This window comes from Anaerophilus nitritigenes (assembly GCF_004138215.1).
GTDB lineage: Bacteria > Bacillota > Clostridia > Peptostreptococcales > Thermotaleaceae > Anaerophilus > Anaerophilus nitritogenes.
The window spans coordinates 1-16,989 of the sequence record NZ_RYYS01000064.1; the positions used below are offsets into that span (position 1 = coordinate 1).

The 16,989-nt window shown below is 29.6% G+C and carries 23 protein-coding genes and 1 other annotated feature (1 of these 24 only partly in view); of the genes, 20 read left to right on the forward strand and 3 right to left on the reverse strand.

Annotation, left to right across the window (positions count from 1 at the left end):
* Window positions 1–310: 310 nt before the first annotated feature.
* The 10 genes from EK368_RS14910 (at window position 311) to EK368_RS09570 (ending at window position 6,060) form a co-directional block, all read left to right on the forward strand.
* Complete coding sequence (locus EK368_RS14910) at window positions 311–487, forward strand: hypothetical protein (RefSeq protein WP_165000403.1); 177 nt, start codon at window positions 311–313, stop codon at window positions 485–487.
* A gap of 85 nt (window positions 488–572) precedes the next feature.
* On the forward strand, window positions 573–1,073 hold the full coding sequence (locus EK368_RS09530) for a hypothetical protein (protein WP_129598931.1): 501 nt from the start codon (window positions 573–575) through the stop codon (window positions 1,071–1,073).
* A gap of 133 nt (window positions 1,074–1,206) precedes the next feature.
* A complete protein-coding gene (locus EK368_RS09535) occupies window positions 1,207–1,395 on the forward strand; it encodes a sigma factor G inhibitor Gin (RefSeq protein WP_129598934.1) in 189 nt (62 codons plus the stop codon).
* A gap of 104 nt (window positions 1,396–1,499) precedes the next feature.
* Complete coding sequence (locus EK368_RS09540) at window positions 1,500–2,177, forward strand: dTMP kinase (protein WP_129598937.1); 678 nt, start codon at window positions 1,500–1,502, stop codon at window positions 2,175–2,177.
* A gap of 24 nt (window positions 2,178–2,201) precedes the next feature.
* On the forward strand, window positions 2,202–2,531 hold the full coding sequence (locus tag EK368_RS09545) for a cyclic-di-AMP receptor (RefSeq protein ID WP_129598939.1): 330 nt from the start codon (window positions 2,202–2,204) through the stop codon (window positions 2,529–2,531).
* 14 nt (window positions 2,532–2,545) lie between these two features.
* Entirely contained in the window at window positions 2,546–3,526 is a 981-nt protein-coding gene (gene holB / locus EK368_RS09550) for a DNA polymerase III subunit delta' (protein WP_129598942.1), read from the forward strand.
* A gap of 1 nt (window position 3,527) precedes the next feature.
* Complete coding sequence (locus EK368_RS09555) at window positions 3,528–4,427, forward strand: PSP1 domain-containing protein (RefSeq protein WP_129598945.1); 900 nt, start codon at window positions 3,528–3,530, stop codon at window positions 4,425–4,427.
* A 65-nt stretch (window positions 4,428–4,492) separates the two neighbouring features.
* The gene (locus EK368_RS09560) at window positions 4,493–4,663 is read left to right on the forward strand and encodes a 4Fe-4S binding protein (protein WP_129598948.1); all 171 of its coding nucleotides are present in this window, start codon (window positions 4,493–4,495) and stop codon (window positions 4,661–4,663) included.
* Between the two features lie 78 nt (window positions 4,664–4,741).
* Window positions 4,742–5,302, forward strand: coding sequence for a TlpA disulfide reductase family protein (locus tag EK368_RS09565; RefSeq protein ID WP_129598951.1), 561 nt, complete (start codon window positions 4,742–4,744; stop codon window positions 5,300–5,302).
* 11 nt (window positions 5,303–5,313) lie between these two features.
* Window positions 5,314–6,060: a tRNA1(Val) (adenine(37)-N6)-methyltransferase gene (locus tag EK368_RS09570; protein WP_129598954.1), complete on the forward strand. Its 747-nt coding sequence runs from the start codon at window positions 5,314–5,316 to the stop codon at window positions 6,058–6,060.
* 38 nt (window positions 6,061–6,098) lie between these two features.
* Here the strand turns inward: EK368_RS09570 and EK368_RS09575 are convergent, their stop codons facing one another.
* Entirely contained in the window at window positions 6,099–6,335 is a 237-nt protein-coding gene (locus EK368_RS09575; RefSeq protein ID WP_129598957.1) for an AbrB/MazE/SpoVT family DNA-binding domain-containing protein, read from the reverse strand.
* Between the two features lie 242 nt (window positions 6,336–6,577).
* Between EK368_RS09575 and EK368_RS09580 the strand changes: the two genes are divergently transcribed.
* Window positions 6,578–7,681: an HDIG domain-containing metalloprotein gene (locus tag EK368_RS09580; RefSeq protein ID WP_129598961.1), complete on the forward strand. Its 1,104-nt coding sequence runs from the start codon at window positions 6,578–6,580 to the stop codon at window positions 7,679–7,681.
* Window positions 7,682–7,691: 10 nt separating this feature from the next.
* On the opposite strand, the gene EK368_RS09585 is transcribed toward EK368_RS09580, so the two are convergent.
* Both EK368_RS09585 and EK368_RS09590 read right to left on the reverse strand, forming a co-directional pair.
* Window positions 7,692–8,078: a DUF948 domain-containing protein gene (locus EK368_RS09585; RefSeq protein WP_129598964.1), complete on the reverse strand. Its 387-nt coding sequence runs from the start codon at window positions 8,076–8,078 to the stop codon at window positions 7,692–7,694.
* Window positions 8,079–8,104: 26 nt separating this feature from the next.
* Window positions 8,105–8,443, reverse strand: coding sequence for a YtxH domain-containing protein (locus tag EK368_RS09590; protein WP_129598967.1), 339 nt, complete (start codon window positions 8,441–8,443; stop codon window positions 8,105–8,107).
* 457 nt (window positions 8,444–8,900) lie between these two features.
* Between EK368_RS09590 and EK368_RS09595 the strand changes: the two genes are divergently transcribed.
* The 9 genes from EK368_RS09595 to EK368_RS09635 all read left to right on the forward strand — a co-directional run bounded on the left by EK368_RS09595 (window position 8,901) and on the right by EK368_RS09635 (window position 16,777).
* The gene (locus tag EK368_RS09595) at window positions 8,901–9,926 is read left to right on the forward strand and encodes an ABC transporter substrate-binding protein (RefSeq protein WP_129598970.1); all 1,026 of its coding nucleotides are present in this window, start codon (window positions 8,901–8,903) and stop codon (window positions 9,924–9,926) included.
* Window positions 9,927–9,943: 17 nt separating this feature from the next.
* Entirely contained in the window at window positions 9,944–10,795 is an 852-nt protein-coding gene (locus EK368_RS09600; RefSeq protein WP_129598973.1) for an ABC transporter permease, read from the forward strand.
* A gap of 17 nt (window positions 10,796–10,812) precedes the next feature.
* Window positions 10,813–11,985 (forward strand): quaternary amine ABC transporter ATP-binding protein, encoded by a 1,173-nt coding sequence (locus tag EK368_RS09605; protein ID WP_129598975.1) that lies wholly within the window; start codon window positions 10,813–10,815, stop codon window positions 11,983–11,985.
* Window positions 11,986–12,104: 119 nt separating this feature from the next.
* On the forward strand, window positions 12,105–12,677 hold the full coding sequence (locus EK368_RS09610) for a nucleoside recognition domain-containing protein (protein WP_129598978.1): 573 nt from the start codon (window positions 12,105–12,107) through the stop codon (window positions 12,675–12,677).
* 1 nt (window position 12,678) lies between these two features.
* Complete coding sequence (locus tag EK368_RS09615) at window positions 12,679–13,209, forward strand: spore maturation protein (RefSeq protein ID WP_129598982.1); 531 nt, start codon at window positions 12,679–12,681, stop codon at window positions 13,207–13,209.
* A gap of 238 nt (window positions 13,210–13,447) precedes the next feature.
* On the forward strand, window positions 13,448–14,335 hold the full coding sequence (galU, locus tag EK368_RS09620; RefSeq protein ID WP_129598985.1) for a UTP--glucose-1-phosphate uridylyltransferase GalU: 888 nt from the start codon (window positions 13,448–13,450) through the stop codon (window positions 14,333–14,335).
* Window positions 14,336–14,461: 126 nt separating this feature from the next.
* Complete coding sequence (locus EK368_RS09625; protein ID WP_129598988.1) at window positions 14,462–14,848, forward strand: GntR family transcriptional regulator; 387 nt, start codon at window positions 14,462–14,464, stop codon at window positions 14,846–14,848.
* The gene (locus tag EK368_RS09630) at window positions 14,845–15,744 is read left to right on the forward strand and encodes an ABC transporter ATP-binding protein (RefSeq protein WP_129598991.1); all 900 of its coding nucleotides are present in this window, start codon (window positions 14,845–14,847) and stop codon (window positions 15,742–15,744) included. The genes EK368_RS09625 and EK368_RS09630 overlap by 4 nt, the downstream gene beginning before the upstream one ends.
* Window positions 15,719–16,777, forward strand: coding sequence for an ABC transporter permease (locus EK368_RS09635; protein WP_129598994.1), 1,059 nt, complete (start codon window positions 15,719–15,721; stop codon window positions 16,775–16,777). The genes EK368_RS09630 and EK368_RS09635 overlap by 26 nt, the downstream gene beginning before the upstream one ends.
* 70 nt (window positions 16,778–16,847) lie before the next feature.
* Window positions 16,848–16,989 (forward strand) — a binding site (T-box leader); it runs 93 nt beyond the window's last position.

Genomic DNA, 16,989 nt, shown 5'->3' on the forward strand with positions numbered 1-16,989 from the left:
CTTCAGCGCTGATGGTACTTGGGCGGTAGCGCCCTGGGAGAGTAGGTCGTCGCTAGTTTGAAAGCTCAGAATATTATTCTGAGCTTTTTTCTATATAAATGAAAAAAAAGACGAATACATATGGTATAAATTTATTAAAGATGAAACAACATGTAGGGGTATACAAAGTTATCTTCGACAATAAAAGAATAAATAGGCCAAAAGAACTAAGGATATAACAAAGGGAAAAGAATAGATTTATAGAATATACTATAGAGATCAATATAAGAAACGTGTTTTTGTTAAAAATTATTAAAGAAGGATGAGAGAGATGATTTTAAAAATAATTTTTTTGATTATGATATGTATTCCTATAGGATGTTTTCAATATTATTTATGTAGCCTTGCTACAAAGGATTTAAAGAAGAAAAAAGAGATACAATCTATGCAAAAGCTAACTATTAAAAAGACTAAGAGAAGAAAGACAACTATGAGAGCTGCAAAATAGTGGATGGTTGCGAAAAAAAACATAAGATGATATGATGGTAAGAACAATATGAAAAAGAAATTCTATTTAAATAAGGAGAAAGCATATGGCGTTAATTAAACAAACCATCAAGAAGAAAGAGCTTTCGCTTTGGAAAATTATACTTATGATTTGTGTTCCTATATTTATTATGAATATGGTTATACAACTATTAAATCCATATCATCCTGTTATTGGTACTATAGGAGGACTCATTACTTTAATAGGGGCTGTAATAAGCTGTTTATTTATTATATATAAACATTCTGCTTATTTTAATTATAAACTGATTGAAGATGAATTAATTATGGAGAAAGTATTTAGTAAGTCACATCATATCTTTCTTACTTTAAAATTAAGTGAATTAGAAGAGTTTAGACCCTATAGATCTGTAGATCTTCATGAAATAAATTATAAAAAAAATAAAGTGTATCGATTTGTATCAGGTAAGTGTACGAATAACTGGTATGTAGGAGAATTTACAAGAAATAAGGATTATTATATTTTTATTATAGAACCTAATGAAGATATATTAAATACAATCTCATCTTTTCAAAAAAGTTATTAACCTATATTGATAAAATATAGGTTTTTTTAAATTAAAAATATAAATGAATAAAAAAAAGTATAACGAGACATCTTACTTGTGAATATAATGATAAATATAGGTTCATAATGAGAATAAAAAGGTTGGTGAGCTTATGCATACACAAACAGTTCATTGTTATACTTGTAATGAGGATACTATAGACTATATAAATTTTTTAGATGAATACATATGCAAAGAATGTGAACAAAAAATTATAAGACTTAAAGAGCATGATATAGAATATGAATATTATAATATTTTATTAAAGAAAATGTGGCATAATTTTTTAATCTCCATGTAAGAGTCATTAACAAATGTTAATGGCTTTTATATTTTTAAGGAAATTATGATACGATATATGATACAATAATAAAAAGAATATAGATAAGCTACAGGAGGACTAGGGTGAACGGGAAATTATTTGTCATAGAATCAGGAGTAGATGCAAGTGGGAAAGCAACTCAGTCAGAAAAAATATACAAAAGATTATTAGAAGAAGGATTAAAAGTAAAAAAGATTACTTTTCCTAATTATAATAGTGATTCATCTTCATTAGTAAAAATGTATTTAAATGGAGATTTTGGAGAAAAGCCAGATGATGTAAACCCTTATACAGCGTCAACATTTTATGCTGTAGATCGATTTGCTTCTTACACTATGGAATGGAAAGAGTTTTTAGAAGATGGAGGTATTCTTATAGCTGATAGATATACTACCTCTAATATGGTTCATCAAGCGTCAAAGTTTCAAACAGAAGAAGAGAAAAAACTTTTTTTAGATTGGCTTTGGGACTTAGAATTTATCAAAATGAAGCTTCCTATTCCAAATGAAGTGATTTTTTTAGATATGGATATTCAAATGAGTATGGAGCTTATGAAAAATAGATCCAACAAAATTACAGGAGAATTTAAAAAAGATATTCATGAAAGAGATGTAAAATATCTTCAAAAAACTTATAAGAATGCGTTATGGGTTTGTGAATATTATCATTGGAATAAAATTAATTGTATGAAAGATAATGTTTTAAAACTCATAGATGAAATTCATGAAGAGATTTATAATATCATTGTTTCTAAAATATGAATTTAAAGGAAGGAGAGAAAATCTATGAAATTAATTATTGCAATTATTCAAGATGAAGATGCTCCGAATTTAGTAAAAAAATTAACACAAGAAGGATATAGAGTTACAAAGTTATCTTCAACAGGAGGATTTTTAAGATCAGGAAATACAACAATATTGGTAGGAGTAGAGAAAGAAAAAGTAAGTCAAGTCATTGAGATTATTAAAGAAAAATGTAAAAGTCGTAAAGAAATGGCGCCAAGCCCTACTCCGATAATGGGAAATGCGGGAATATTTGTAGGTTATCCTGTAGAAGTACAAGTAGGAGGAGCTACGATATTTGTAGTAGATGTAGAGCAATTTGAAAAGGCATAATAAGGGGAATACAAATGAGTTTTAAAGAGATTATAGGGCAAGAAAAAATCATAAAATATTTTAAAAATACTATTCAACAACAAAAAATTGTACATGCCTATTTATTTGAGGGGCCAAAAGGAATCGGAAAAAATACATTAGCTAAGTTATTTGCCAAAGCTATTCATTGTCAATATAATCATGGAGATGCTTGCGATGAATGTAGTTCATGTATAAAAGTAAATACACATAATCATCCAGATATAAAAGTTATTGAGCCAGAAGGAAAAAGCATTAAAAATCACCAAATTGAAGAATTTCAACAAGATCTATATAAAAAACCATATGAATCTGATAAAAAGATTTATTTTATTAAAGAAGCACAGACTATGACTACGAGTGCACAAAACAGATTATTAAAAACATTAGAGGAACCTCCTGAATATGGGGTTATTATTTTGATGAGTACAAATGCAAATATTTTATTACCTACTATCCGATCTCGTTGTCAAATTATAAAATTAAATAAAGTAAAACAGAAATATATTGAAGAGCTTTTAAAAAATAAATATGATCTAAATCATGAAGAAACAAGAATTATGGCTATTTTCTCTGATGGAATTTTAGGAAAGGCAATCTATTTAAAAGAATCAGAAGGATTTCAAAAAAGAAGAGAAGAGATTATAAAAATAATTGAAAAATTGTTTGCAAAAAATTATCTGGACTCCTTTGAACTATTTGAATTTTTTAAAGAAAATAAAGAACATATAGATGAAATATTAGATATGATGATCTTTTGGTTTAGAGATATTCTTTTATTGTCTCAAACTCATTCAGATATATTTTTGATTAATTTAGATAAAAGAGAAATTTTAAACGCTCACATGAAAAATGTATCTCATGAAAACATAATCCATATGATAAAAATAATAGAAAAAACAAAGAATGATATAAAAGCAAATGTAAATTTCCAATTAGCTATAGAAATGATGCTTTTATCTATGCAGGAGGGATAAAATGGTAACTGTTGTAGGAATAAGATTCAAGAAAGCTGGAAAAATTTATTATTTTGATCCAGATGAAGTACAGGTACAAAAAGGACACAATGCAATTGTAGAGACTGCCAGAGGAATAGAATTTGGAGAGGTAGTAGTAGGACCAAAAGAAATTCCAGAGGAAGATATTATAGCACCCTTAAAAAAAGTAATTCGAGTTGCTACATTAGAAGATGAGATACAAAATCAGCAAAATATAGAAAAAGAGAAGGAAGCTTTTGAAATTTGCCTTGAAAAAATTGTAGTCCATAAATTAGACATGAAGCTTATTGATATAGAGTATACTTTTGATAACAATAAAGTAATCTTTTATTTTACGGCAGATGGAAGAGTCGATTTTAGAGAGTTAGTAAAGGATTTAGCTGCAGTTTTTAAAACTCGTATAGAATTAAGACAAATAGGAGTAAGAGATGAAGCAAAGATGATAGGAGGACTAGGTCCTTGTGGGAGAGGTCTTTGCTGTGCCAATTGGCTTGGAGATTTTGAACCTGTTTCTATTAAAATGGCAAAGGAGCAAAATTTATCTTTAAATCCTACAAAAATATCAGGAATTTGTGGAAGACTTATGTGCTGTTTAAAATATGAGCATGATACGTATCAATGCTTACGTCAAAATCTTGCAGAAGTTGGAGAAAAAGTAATTACTCCAGATGGTAAAGGAATTGTAGTAGATAATAATGTACTCTTAGAATGTGTAAAAGTAAGATTGATTATAGAAGAAAGAGAAGGAAGAGAAGACAAATTAAGTGATGATTTAACGATCTATGATAAAACTGTTATACAAAGAATACATTCTTGTTGTTGCAAAAAAAGAGAAGAAGATCTAGAAGATCTAGAAAATCTTAAGCATCTAGAAGAATAAGAATACTAAAGTTAGGAGATACTTACTGAGGAATAGATTTTTCACTATACTTGGAGGTGGAATGTATGGCATATATGATTACAGATGCATGTATTAGTTGTGGTGCATGTGAACCTGAGTGTCCTGTAAGTGTAATTAGTGCAGGTGATGATCAATATGTAATTGATGCATCAGGATGTATTGATTGTGGGGCTTGTGCCAATGTATGTCCTGTAGATGCACCAAGACCTGAATAAAAAAGTCCCTAAGTAGGGACTTTTTCTATGAGCATATATAGATATTTTTCTTCATATAAAATATAAGGAGGCGAAAATATGAATAAAAAATCTATATGGATTTGTATGATGATAGCAATATGTTTACTTGTAAGTGGATGTTTGAAAAATGAAAAAGAAGTAGAGCTGATTAAAAAAGAAGGAACTACAGAAAAGTCTGAGGTATATGTAGGAAAGCAAGCTTATGATTTTACTCTTTTAGATCGAGAAGGAAATGAAATTAGACTTTCAGATTTAAAAGAAAAAGTAGTTTTGATTCATTTTTTCACTACAAAATCTCCTAAATCTGCAAAAGAACTAAAGAATTTACAGCAAGTATATGAGAAATATGAAAAAGATGATGTTATAACTTTGGCAGTTAATGTATTAGCTGCTGAAAAAAAGAATATGGATGAAGTAAATGCTTTTTTAGATGAAAAAGGATATACATTTCCAGTACTTTTTGATATAAATGGAGATGTAGCTATAGGATATAAGGTAAGAGAATATCCTTTTACTTATATAATAGATGAAGAAGGAAATATTACAGATTTTTCCTGGGAAGCAATAGACAAAGAAGAAATTATACAAAAAATTGAAAAAACGAAACACAAAAAGTAGGAGAGATGAATATGGATGAAGAATTAGTAAAAGAATACGAAAGAGTCGATGATCTACAGTGTAGAGGGCTAAAACTCATACAAAACCCAGAAGGTTTTTGCTTTGGAATAGATGCAGTACTTCTTAGCAATTTCTGCGAAATAAAAAAAGGATGGAGAGTCATAGATTTAGGAACAGGAACTGGAATTATTCCAATACTTTTATCTGGAAAAACAGATGCAAAAGAAATTTTAGGAGTTGAAATACAACAAGAAGTAGCAGATATGGCAATTAGAAGTGTAAAGCTAAATAAAATTGAGGATCGAGTAAAGATTATACATAAAGACTTAAAAAAAATACTAGAATGCACACAAGCTTATTCTTTTGATGCAGTTACATCAAATCCTCCTTATATGAATGTAGGGGCAGGACTGATCAATCCAGAGAGCAAAAAAGCTATCTCAAGACATGAAGTAAAGTGTACATTAGAAGATATTATTGCTATATCGTTTAAACTCTTAAAGGATAGAGGACACTTTTATATGATTCATAGACCTCATAGATTAGTAGATATAATTTATTTATGTAGAAAATACAAATTAGAACCTAAAAAAATTAGATTTATTCATCCAAATAAGAATAAAAAGCCAAATATCTTTTTAATTGAATGCGTTAAATATGGAAATGCAGAGCTTAAGTTTATGGATCCTTTGTATGTATATAACGAGGACGGTACTTATACAGAAGAAATTCACAAAATATATGAAAGAGAAAAATAAAATTCGCATGTTGATTTTTCAACATGCGAATTCTATTTTTACTTTAATTCTTCAATACAAGCTGGGCAAATATTTTTTCCTTTAAAATTATGAACATCTTTTGCTTGACCACAGAAGATACAAGCTGGTTCATATTTTTTTAAAATAATTTGATCTCCATCGACAAAAATTTCTAAAGAATCTTTTTCTTTGATGTTTAAAGTTCTTCTTAATTCGATTGGAAGAACCACTCTACCTAGCTCATCTACTTTTCTTACAATACCTGTTGATTTCATTTTTCAACTTCCCTTCTTCAACAATTTTCGACATAATTTGCTGTAATTAAATAGTACCAGAACTGTAAATAAAAGTCAACATAAAAATTTAAAAAAAAATATTTTTTTGGATTAGAATGCTTCAAACTATAAATTTAATGAAATATGAGAAAATATAAAACTAAAGTTGACATGTCTGGGTATAATATTTAATATGATAGATAAGGACGAAAATTGGCGAATAATAGTAGGGAGTGAATACAGTGAATACTTTCCATAATCCTTTTTTTTCAATACAAGATGATCAAGAGGAAATGATTTCTATAGTAGATTTTCACATATGTAAGGAAAATCCTATTTGTTTATTACAAGCTGTACGTTTCATGAGTCAATATAATCTTTCCTTAGATCCAAAAACAGCCATTTTTATAAAAGAAAACGCAAAAGAGATACAAAGAGCAGCAGGAGATGAAATAGCCTTTGAAATTTTTGAGATATTAAAGGAAAAAAATACTTATCAATACTTTAAAATAATGGATGAAGAATTAAATTTATTTGAATATATATTTCCAGAAATTTTACCTATGAAAAATGTAGGTAAATGTGATTATCATGTAGTAGATGCATGGGATCATTCCTTGTATACTTTAAAAGAAATAGAAAAAATTATTTACTCAAAAGAATATTTTGAAGGACATATAGAAAAAGCTTATAAAAAGCATATGCAAGAAATTTTACCTGGTGGACATACAAGAAGTCAGTTATTAAAATTAGGAGCATTATTTCATGATATAGGAAAGCCTATGGCAAAATGGATTGATGAAAGAGGAAAAACTAGATTCATAGGACATGAAGTAGTAGGAACAGAAATGATGGAAAATATAGCAAATCGCTTTCAATTACCTAAAGCATCTAAAAAATATCTTTGCAAAATGGTAAGAGAACATATGTGGGCTTTAAATCTTTATAAAAGAAATGATGTAAGTGGACGAGCAACCTATGAGTTGTTTAAAAAGCTAGGGCAAGAAGTGCTAGATATTTTACTACTAGGACTTTCTGATGTGATTGCAACAAGAAAGCTTCTGCATCCAGAGGAAGAAATGGGTATGTATAAAATTCATGTAGAGTATCTTGTGAATAGTTATTTGACTAGATTTAAAGAAGTACAATCTCTTGAGGATATATTGAGATTAGAAGATATAAAAACAAATCTTAAAAATATATGTAAAGAAAAGTCAGATAAAATTTTAGAAGGTTTAAGGAAAGAAATATTTTTTGGAGAATTGCCTCCTCAAAGAGAAAGAGCTATAGAATATATTCAAAGATGTGTTCAAAAAGAAAGACAAAGAGAAGAAAATCTATCTTGATTTTCTTCTCTCAAAACCATTTTTTCTTATGTTCAAAAAAACTTTTGATTGTATAAATTACTTGAACAACTCCCATGATACTGGATAATACATCTGTATGCTCTGAAAACTTAGAAGCTGCTACTTCTGTAGTGCCTAGAATTTGATCAAATGTATTTTGTACAGCTTTTACATTATGAGAAAGATCATGACTTAAGCTTTCAATATGCTTTGCAATAGAAGGTGCTTCTTCTAAAACTTCATCAATATTTTTTTGATTGTCTATGACAACTTTTTTTATTACCTTTATAGTTTCGTAAAAATTTTTAAAAATCAGAATTCCATAAATCAGTAATACTAAAAAGGTGCCTCCTAATAAAAGAATCCCTAAATCACTTAAAGAAAGGGTAACGTTCACTAATAATCACTCCATATAAAATATTTCTAGTTTTCAGATTTTTCTTCAGAAGTGGCAACTTCTGCTGTGACATCTTTGATAGTACGTATTTTCTCTACAGCTTGTTTCATATCCATTTTTTTATTTTCTACAGATTGAGAAATATTATCTTTAAGTTTCTCTATGTTATTATCTAATTGGTACTTTACTTCCCCAGCTTGATCTTTTATTTTTTTTCTAGTGTTTCTTCCTGAATCAGGTGCTAATAAAATTCCTGCTGCACTTCCTACGATTGTACCTACTAAACTTCCTAATGCCATACCTTTAGCAAATTTTTTTCTTTTTTCTAACTCTTTCTTTGCTTGTAATTGTTTTAATAATTTCATGGTATCACTCCTTTTATCATAATATTGGAAAATAATTCTATAATATTTTGTTTTATTATATCATTGATTGAGCACAAAAGAAAAGGAAGATTTCAACCAATTTTGACAATAAATTATTTTTATGCTATACTTTTAAACATTGAAATACAACTGTATAAAATTTCATATATAAACATACATATCTGTATATGATTATCTAAATATCTTATCTATAAGTGATTGATAGAAATGCCTACAAAAACTTATCATAATTACCAACTATGAGCAGTGTTTATAAGAATATATGAATTTGTCATAAAAAATTTTGAAAAGATAGAAGATGGTTTGCCATGTTTTAATAAAACAGGTATTTTTGTTTTACCTCTTAAATTTAAATTAGATAGTTTGAAATAAATATGATTTGATAATAATAAGTTTATATATTAAATTTAAAAATACAAGGGAGGAATATTACAAAATGAATTTTCTGAGTAAAAAAAAGAGTTTAAAAAAACTGATGATTCTGATTGTGGCTTTTTCTATGATTGGACTAACAGCTTGTGGAACAAACCAGCAAGAAGGATCAACAGAAAAACCAAAATTAATTTTAGGAGATGCAGGATGGGATAGCTTTACCTTTCATAATGAAGTAGCAAAAATTATTATTGAAGATGGACTTGGATACAAAACAGATGTTACAAGAGGATCAACTCCGGCTACTTTTATAGGACTTAGAAGTGGAGATATAGATATTTATATGGAAGCTTGGAGTACTCTTTTATCTGATTATGAGGATGCTATAGAAAGTGGAGATATTGTTGAATTGTCTATTAATTATGATGACAATGCACAAGGCTTTTATGTACCAACTTATATGATCAAAGGAGACAAAGAAAGAGGAATCAAACCCACCACGCCAGATTTAAAATCTGTACAAGATCTTTTAAAATATCCTGAAGTTTTCAAAGATGAAGAAGATCCTACAATGGGAAGAATATATGGGGCCATTCCAGGATGGGAAGTAGACAATATTATGAGAGAAAAAATCAAAACTTATGAATTAGATAAAAAATACAACTATTTTAGTCCAGGCTCTGATTCAGCTTTAGCTTCGTCTATTGCAGCAGCTTATGAAAAGGGAGAACCATGGGTAGGATATTATTGGGAACCAACTTGGATTACTGGAAAATATGATTTAACACTTTTAGATGATGTAGCGTATGATGAGAGTCTATGGGAAAAAGGTTATGCTTGTGAGTTTCCTTCAACTAAGGTAAGTGTTGCAGTAAATAAAGACTTAGTAAAAACAGCTCCAGATGTAGTAGACTTTTTGAAAAACTATAAAACAAGCAGTCAAATTACTAGTGATGCCCTTGCTTTTATGCAAGAAAATGAAGTAGAACCAGATGAAGCAGCCAAATGGTTTATAAAAGAACATGAAGAAATATGGACAAAATGGGTATCAGATGAAGTATCAAACAAAGTAAAAGAGGCAGTAAAATAGAAAAGAGGTGAAATGATATGAATTCATTTCCAAATACATTAAGGATTGAAATTGGAAAATACGTAGAAAATTTTGTGAAATATCTTATTCGAAATTATGGAAGTTTCTTTGATGCAATAAAAGAAAGTATTTTATGGTTTTTAATGAAAGTAGAATTTTTTTTACAATGGTTACCTTGGTGGTTTGTAATAGCAGTAGTTTTTATCATAGGATGGCGTATGAAAAAACTCTCATCAGGAATTGTATATGGAGTGATGTTATTTTTGATAGGAACCTTTGGACTTTGGCAGATGATGATGTCTACATTGGCAGTAGTTTTAACCTCTGTAATCATTTCTTTAATTATTGGAATTCCAATGGGAATATGGATGGCCTATAGTGAAAAAATAGAAATGATTATGCGTCCTATACTAGATGGAATGCAGACTATGCCAACCTTTGTATATTTAATTCCTGCAAGTATGCTATTTGGACTTGGAAAAGTTCCAGGAGTATTTGCAACTACTATTTATGCAGTAGCTCCTATTATTCGTCTTACCAATCTTGCTATTCGAAATGTATCCAAAGAGATGGTAGAAGCAGCTCACTCCTTTGGATCATCACCTATGCAAGTTCTAATTAAAGTAGAATTGCCACAAGCTCTCCCTACTATTATGACAGGAGTTAATCAAACGACTATGATGGCCATGTCTATGGTAGTAGTAGCATCTATGATTGGAGCAAGAGGCCTTGGAGAACAAGTACTTCTTTCTATTAATAGACTAGACATTGCAAAAGGCACAGAAGCAGGACTTGCTATTGTAGTGATTGCCATTATTATTGATAGAATGACACAATCATTAGCAGATAAGTTTAAGATTTTAGAATAAGAAAGCAGGTAATACCTATGTCAGAAAAGATGGAAGTTAAAAATCTAACAAAAATATTTGGAAGACATCCAAAATCTATACTAAAAAAGATAAATGAAGGCATGACTAAAGATCAAGTTTTAAACAAAACAGGTCATACTGTAGGACTTAATAATGTGTCTTTTGAAGTGAAAGAAGGAGAAATATTTGTAATTATGGGGCTTTCAGGAAGTGGAAAGTCTACCTTGATTCGTTGTTTAAACCTTTTGAATAAACCTACAGCTGGACAGATACTTTTTGAAGGAAAAGATATCGTAAAATTTAATAAAACAGAATTAAGGAAATTTAGACAAAATAATATTGCAATGGTCTTTCAACATTTTGGACTTTTCAGTCATAGAACAGTTATTGAAAATGTAGCTTATGGGCTTGAAGTAAAAGATATTCCTAAAGAAAAAAGATTAAAGATTGCAAATGATACACTAGAAACTGTAGGACTTTTAGGATGGGGAGAAAAAATGATCCATGAGCTAAGTGGAGGAATGCAACAAAGGGTAGGGCTTGCTCGTGCCCTTGCTAATAATCCTGATATTTTACTTATGGATGAGCCATTTAGTGCGCTAGACCCAATGATAAGGCGTGATATGCAGCTTGAATTATTAGATATTCAAGCAAAACTTCAAAAGACTATTATATTTATTACACATGATGTAAATGAGGCATTTAAAATAGGAGATCGAGTAGCAGTAATGAAGGATGGACAAATTAAGCAGATAGGTACTCCTGAAGAAATTTTGGAAAATCCTGTGGATGAATATATCGAAAATTTTATACAAGATATTGATAGATCAAAGATTTTGCAAGCTAAAAACATTATGTTTACTCCATCTCCTCTTTTATTTAGCAAAGATGGACTTAATGTAGCTATGAAGGAAATGAAGTCTCATGGAATATCTAGTATATTTGTAGTAGATAAAGAAAGAAGACTCAAAGGGATTATTACAATAGATGATACTATAAAAGCAATAAAGGAAAAGAAAAGTGTTGAAGATATTTTAAAACAAGATTACTTTATGACAGACCCTGAGATGTATGTGCAAGAACTTATTCCTAAAGCTGTAGAGACAAAATATCCAATTGCAGTAGTAGATGATACAAAAAAACTTTTAGGAATTATTGTAAGAGCATCAGTACTTGCAGGATTAGTATGATCACAAAGCTATAAATACAGATTAAAAAGACGCTAAGGCGTCTTTTTTTGTGTAATATTTTCTTGATATAAAAATACAGTAGTAAAGAATATGTTTATGAATCAAAAGGATGGTGAAGTATGAATAAAATATGGGCTTTTATGATATTTTTTGGAATGGGTGTGGCAGCCATCACAAAAAAAATAGATATAGTCAATGATGTACTGATTAAAAATACTCAAGATGCAGTTATGTTTTCCATAGGTCTTACAGGGATTATGTCTGTATGGTTAGGACTTATGAATATAGCTAAAAAATCTGGTCTTATAGATAAAATAGGGAAAATAATGAGTCCTTTTATGGGCATTTTATTTCCTGATATTCCTAAAAATCATCCTGCTATGAGTGCTATGGTTATGAATATGGCAGCAAATATGTTTGGAGCAGGAAATTCTGCAACAGCGCTAGGTTTAAAAGCTATGGAGGATTTACAAAACCTAAATTCAAATAAAAGAAAAGCTACTAATGCTATGTGTATGTTTTTGGTCATTAATATGTCCTCTATTCAGTTAGTCCCTCTATCTGTTTTAAAGATCAGAGTGGATACAGGAAGTGTAAATCCTACAGAAATTATAGGAACATCTTTAGTAGCAACCACTGTATCTACAATAGTCGGTATATTATCTTGTAAAATATTAGAAAGGAAAAGTTAATATGATAAATTTATTACAATTTATTTCTATCATGATGCTTCCGATTATGATTACTATGATCTTAGGACATGGAATGATAAAAAAAATTGATATATATGAAACGTTTGTAGAAGGAGCAAAGGAAGGCTTTAAAACTTCTATTCGTATTATGCCATATCTTATTGCTATATTTTTGGCTATTGGTATTTTTAAAGACTCTGGAGCATTGTATTTACTTATAAAAATATTTTCTCCTATTACAAAGGCATTAGGTATTCCAAAAGAAGTACTACCTTTAGTATTTATGAGACCAGTATCAGGAAGTGGAGCATTAGGAGTTGTAAGTGATTTATTAAATACTTATGGGCCTGATTCATTTATAGGAAGAGTATCATCTACTATGATGGGATCATCAGAAACTATATTCTACACCATGGCTATTTATTTTGGAGCGATAGGAATTAAAGAGAGTAGACATACTTTACTTGCGGCTATTATTTCTCACATAGGGGCAGTAGTAGCATCTGTATGGATTTGTAAATATATTTTTTAGTAAATTACCTTTTGGGGAAGTTTTCTCTTTCTAAATTTTTGAATATAGAATAAAACTATTCTTTCTGATAAAATAATAGTAAGAATAAAACTTATGGGGAGAGCTACTAAATCTATCAATTTACTGAGAAGGAATTATAACAATATAATTAAAAATAAAAAACAAATAAGGATGATTATTCATGGACAGTAGTAATTCTTTGGATGATTTGAATAGACTTCAAAGGGGGGAACTAGTAATGAAAGTACGTAAGGCAATTATACCAGCAGCAGGACTAGGGACTAGATTCTTACCAGCTACCAAGGCACAGCCTAAGGAAATGTTACCAATCGTAGATAAGCCTACGTTGCAATATATTATAGAAGAGGCTGTAGATTCTGGCATAGAAGAGATTCTTATTATAACAGGAAGAAATAAATCTTCCATAGAAAATCATTTTGACAAATCAGTAGAATTAGAGCTAGAGCTTGAAATAAAAGGGAAAAAAGATTTATTAACACAAGTAAGAGAAATATCAAATATGGTCAATATCCACTACATTAGACAAAAAGAGCCTAAAGGATTAGGGCATGCTATATATTGTGCAAAAAGCTTTATAGGAGATGAGCCTTTTGCAGTTTTATTAGGAGATGATATTGTTGATGCACGAAAGCCTTGCTTAAAGCAAATGATTGAAGCTTATGATGAATACAAGACATCTATTCTAGGAGTACAGGAAGTAGCCGTAGAAGATGTATGTAAATATGGAATTGTTGAGGGAAAGCAGATAGGAAGTAGGGTATATAAAGTACAGGGACTTGTGGAAAAGCCTGCAGTAGAAGAAGCTCCTTCTAATGTAGCGATTCTTGGAAGGTATATCATAAACCCTGCAATATTTGAAATACTAGAGCATATTAAGCCTGGAGCTGGTGGAGAAATACAGCTTACTGATGGATTAAAGGAGTTAGCACAAAGGGAAGCTATGTATGCTTATAAATTTGAAGGAAGACGATATGATGTAGGAGATAAGCAAGGATTCTTAGAGGCAACAGTGGAGATTGCTTTAAAACGTGAAGATTTAAGAGAAGAGTTTCTTAAGTATCTAGTGAAGGTTGTAGAAAAAGAAATAAAAAGTACTGCAATATAGGATAAGATGGACAAATATTTGCTCATCTTTTTTGTATTGACAAAAATTTATAAAAGTGATATTTTATACATGTACTAAGTGTACTATTTTAAATAATACAAAGAGTACAATGTAGGAGGTGAAGATATGTTTATTATAGATCCTAGAAGCAGTACACCTATATATCAGCAAATTATAGAAGGGGTTAAGGAAAATATCTTAAAGGGTTTAATAGAACCTGGAGATAAAATGCCTTCTGTAAGGGAGCTTGCAAAGATGATGACATTAAATCCTAATACGGTAGCAAAAGCTTATCAAGAGCTAGAAAGACAAAAGGTCATAGAAACTTTTAGAGGGAGAGGAACTTTTGTATCTATGGAATACGAGGCAAAAAAGGATGGGGAAAAGATGACAGAGCTTAAAGATATTTTTAAAAAAGCAATTGTAGAAGCTTATTATATGGGAATAGATAAAAAAGAAATCATGATTATGATTGATGAGATTATAAAAGAGTTGGAAGGAGGATCTAAATGATTAGTGTAGTAGGCGTATCTAAATCATTAGGACAAAATAAAATATTAGATGATGTCAATTTATTTGCAAAGGAAGGAGCAATCTACGGGCTATTAGGGCCTAATGGAGCTGGAAAAACTACTTTGATTAAAAATATGGTAGGCATTTATACACCAGATGAAGGAGAAATTTTTATAGATGGACAAAAGCTTATAGATGGTTCTTCTATGAAAGAAAAAATTGCATATATACCAGATTATCAAAATTTCTACAATCAATTTAAGGTAAAAGATATGGTGGATTTTTATCGACATACTTATAGAGATTGGAATGAAGAAAGATACCAAAAGCTAAAGGAATTATTTTCAATACAAGATCAAAAAAAAATAAGACAATTGTCTAAGGGAATGAAAACTCAGCTTGGTATACATTTAAATCTTTCTATTATGCCTAAAGTTATGGTGATGGATGAACCTACAAGTGGACTAGATCCAGTCATAAGACGTGAGGTGCTTAATTTAATTGTACAAGAAGTGAGTTTAAATAATACTACTGTGTTGATCTCTACTCATAATTTAGGAGAGCTTGAACAAATCTGTGATCATATAGGTATGATGAATAAAGGAAAAGTACTTTTAGAGACAAATCTTGATGATTTAAAAGAAAAGGTAAGAAAAATACAAGTAGCTTTTAAAGGAGAAATACCAAAAGAAATTAAAGAACATAAAGATCTTTTAAAAATAGAAAATGTTGGAAAAGTATATCAAATGGTTGTAAAAGAAGGAGTAGAAAAGGTAATGGAAGAGATTAAAAAATATGATCCAATTCTTTTAGAGACCATAGATATGAGTTTAGAAGAAATATTTATCTACAAGATGGGAGGAGAAGGCTATGAATTTGGTGACTTCACTTTTTAATAAAAATTTATACAAAAAAGATATAAGACTTCATTGGGTTTTTGGAATTGTCATATTTGGATTATTATTTTTAGATTTACCTATGAGTCATATTAGATATTTAAATGAGATTTCTAAGTTAGATCCTATGAGTTATCAATATATAGAAGAATTAGCTTGGAGATCATATATGATTACAGATCCTATACAAGGAGAAAGTCCTATACAATTTTTTATTCTTCTTATATTTCCTATTATGATAGCAGGATTTTTATTAGGAGAAGAAAGAAGAACAAAGACACTAGAGCTTTTAGGGGTTATGCCTTATAAAAGAGTACAAATTTATATGAGTAAAGTATTAGCAGGACTTAGTATAATGATTGTTCCTTATCTATTAAACTTTTGTATTACTCTTTTGATGAGATATTCTATAAAGGAAGTAGCTAATCTTTATGGATATGGAGATGTAGTTCATTGGATATATATGAGTATTGTACCAATTTTATTATTTTTTAGCTTTTCTATGCTTATGGGAATGTTAGTAGGAACGACTATCGCACAAGTCATATTAACTGTTATATTTATGTTTTTGCCTGGTGGACTTTGGGGACTTTTGATGATGAATGCTGAAGCGATACGGTATACATTAGCTATTCATTTTAATGATACATTCATTCGAGAAATGGGAGATATTGTAAGGTTTTTTACATTACCATTGTATATACTTCCTGAACGAACATTTCATGATTGTATAGATAAAATAAATTTAATAATGGGAATATTAGTAATCGCATCTATGATTATGATTTTTATAGGATATAGATTGTTCTTAAAAAATAAGATGGAGAGAAATGGAGAAATCCTTATGTTTGCAGGATTAGAAAATTTCTTTAAAGTAGGAGTGGCTATTTGTACAATGCTCTTATTTGGACCACTTCTTACAGGAATTCTTCAAATAAATAGTATTGTATTATTAATTATAGGCTATGTTATAGGATTAGGTCTTGGATGGTTTATTCCAAATTATTGTATACAAGTTAATAGAAGAGCATAGTTTCACGTAAAAACCTTATAAATCTCTTGACAATACATGTATATTTTTATAAATTATATATATAATAAGATTAATAGTAATGATGGGAAGAGTAAGGATATGGATTTGCAAAAGAGAGCCAGGATTGCTGAGAACTGGTGCAAGGAAGATCTTGAAGATGGCCCCTAAACTGCATAGCTGAAAATGTTTTAGGCTATGCCGGAGTTGCATCC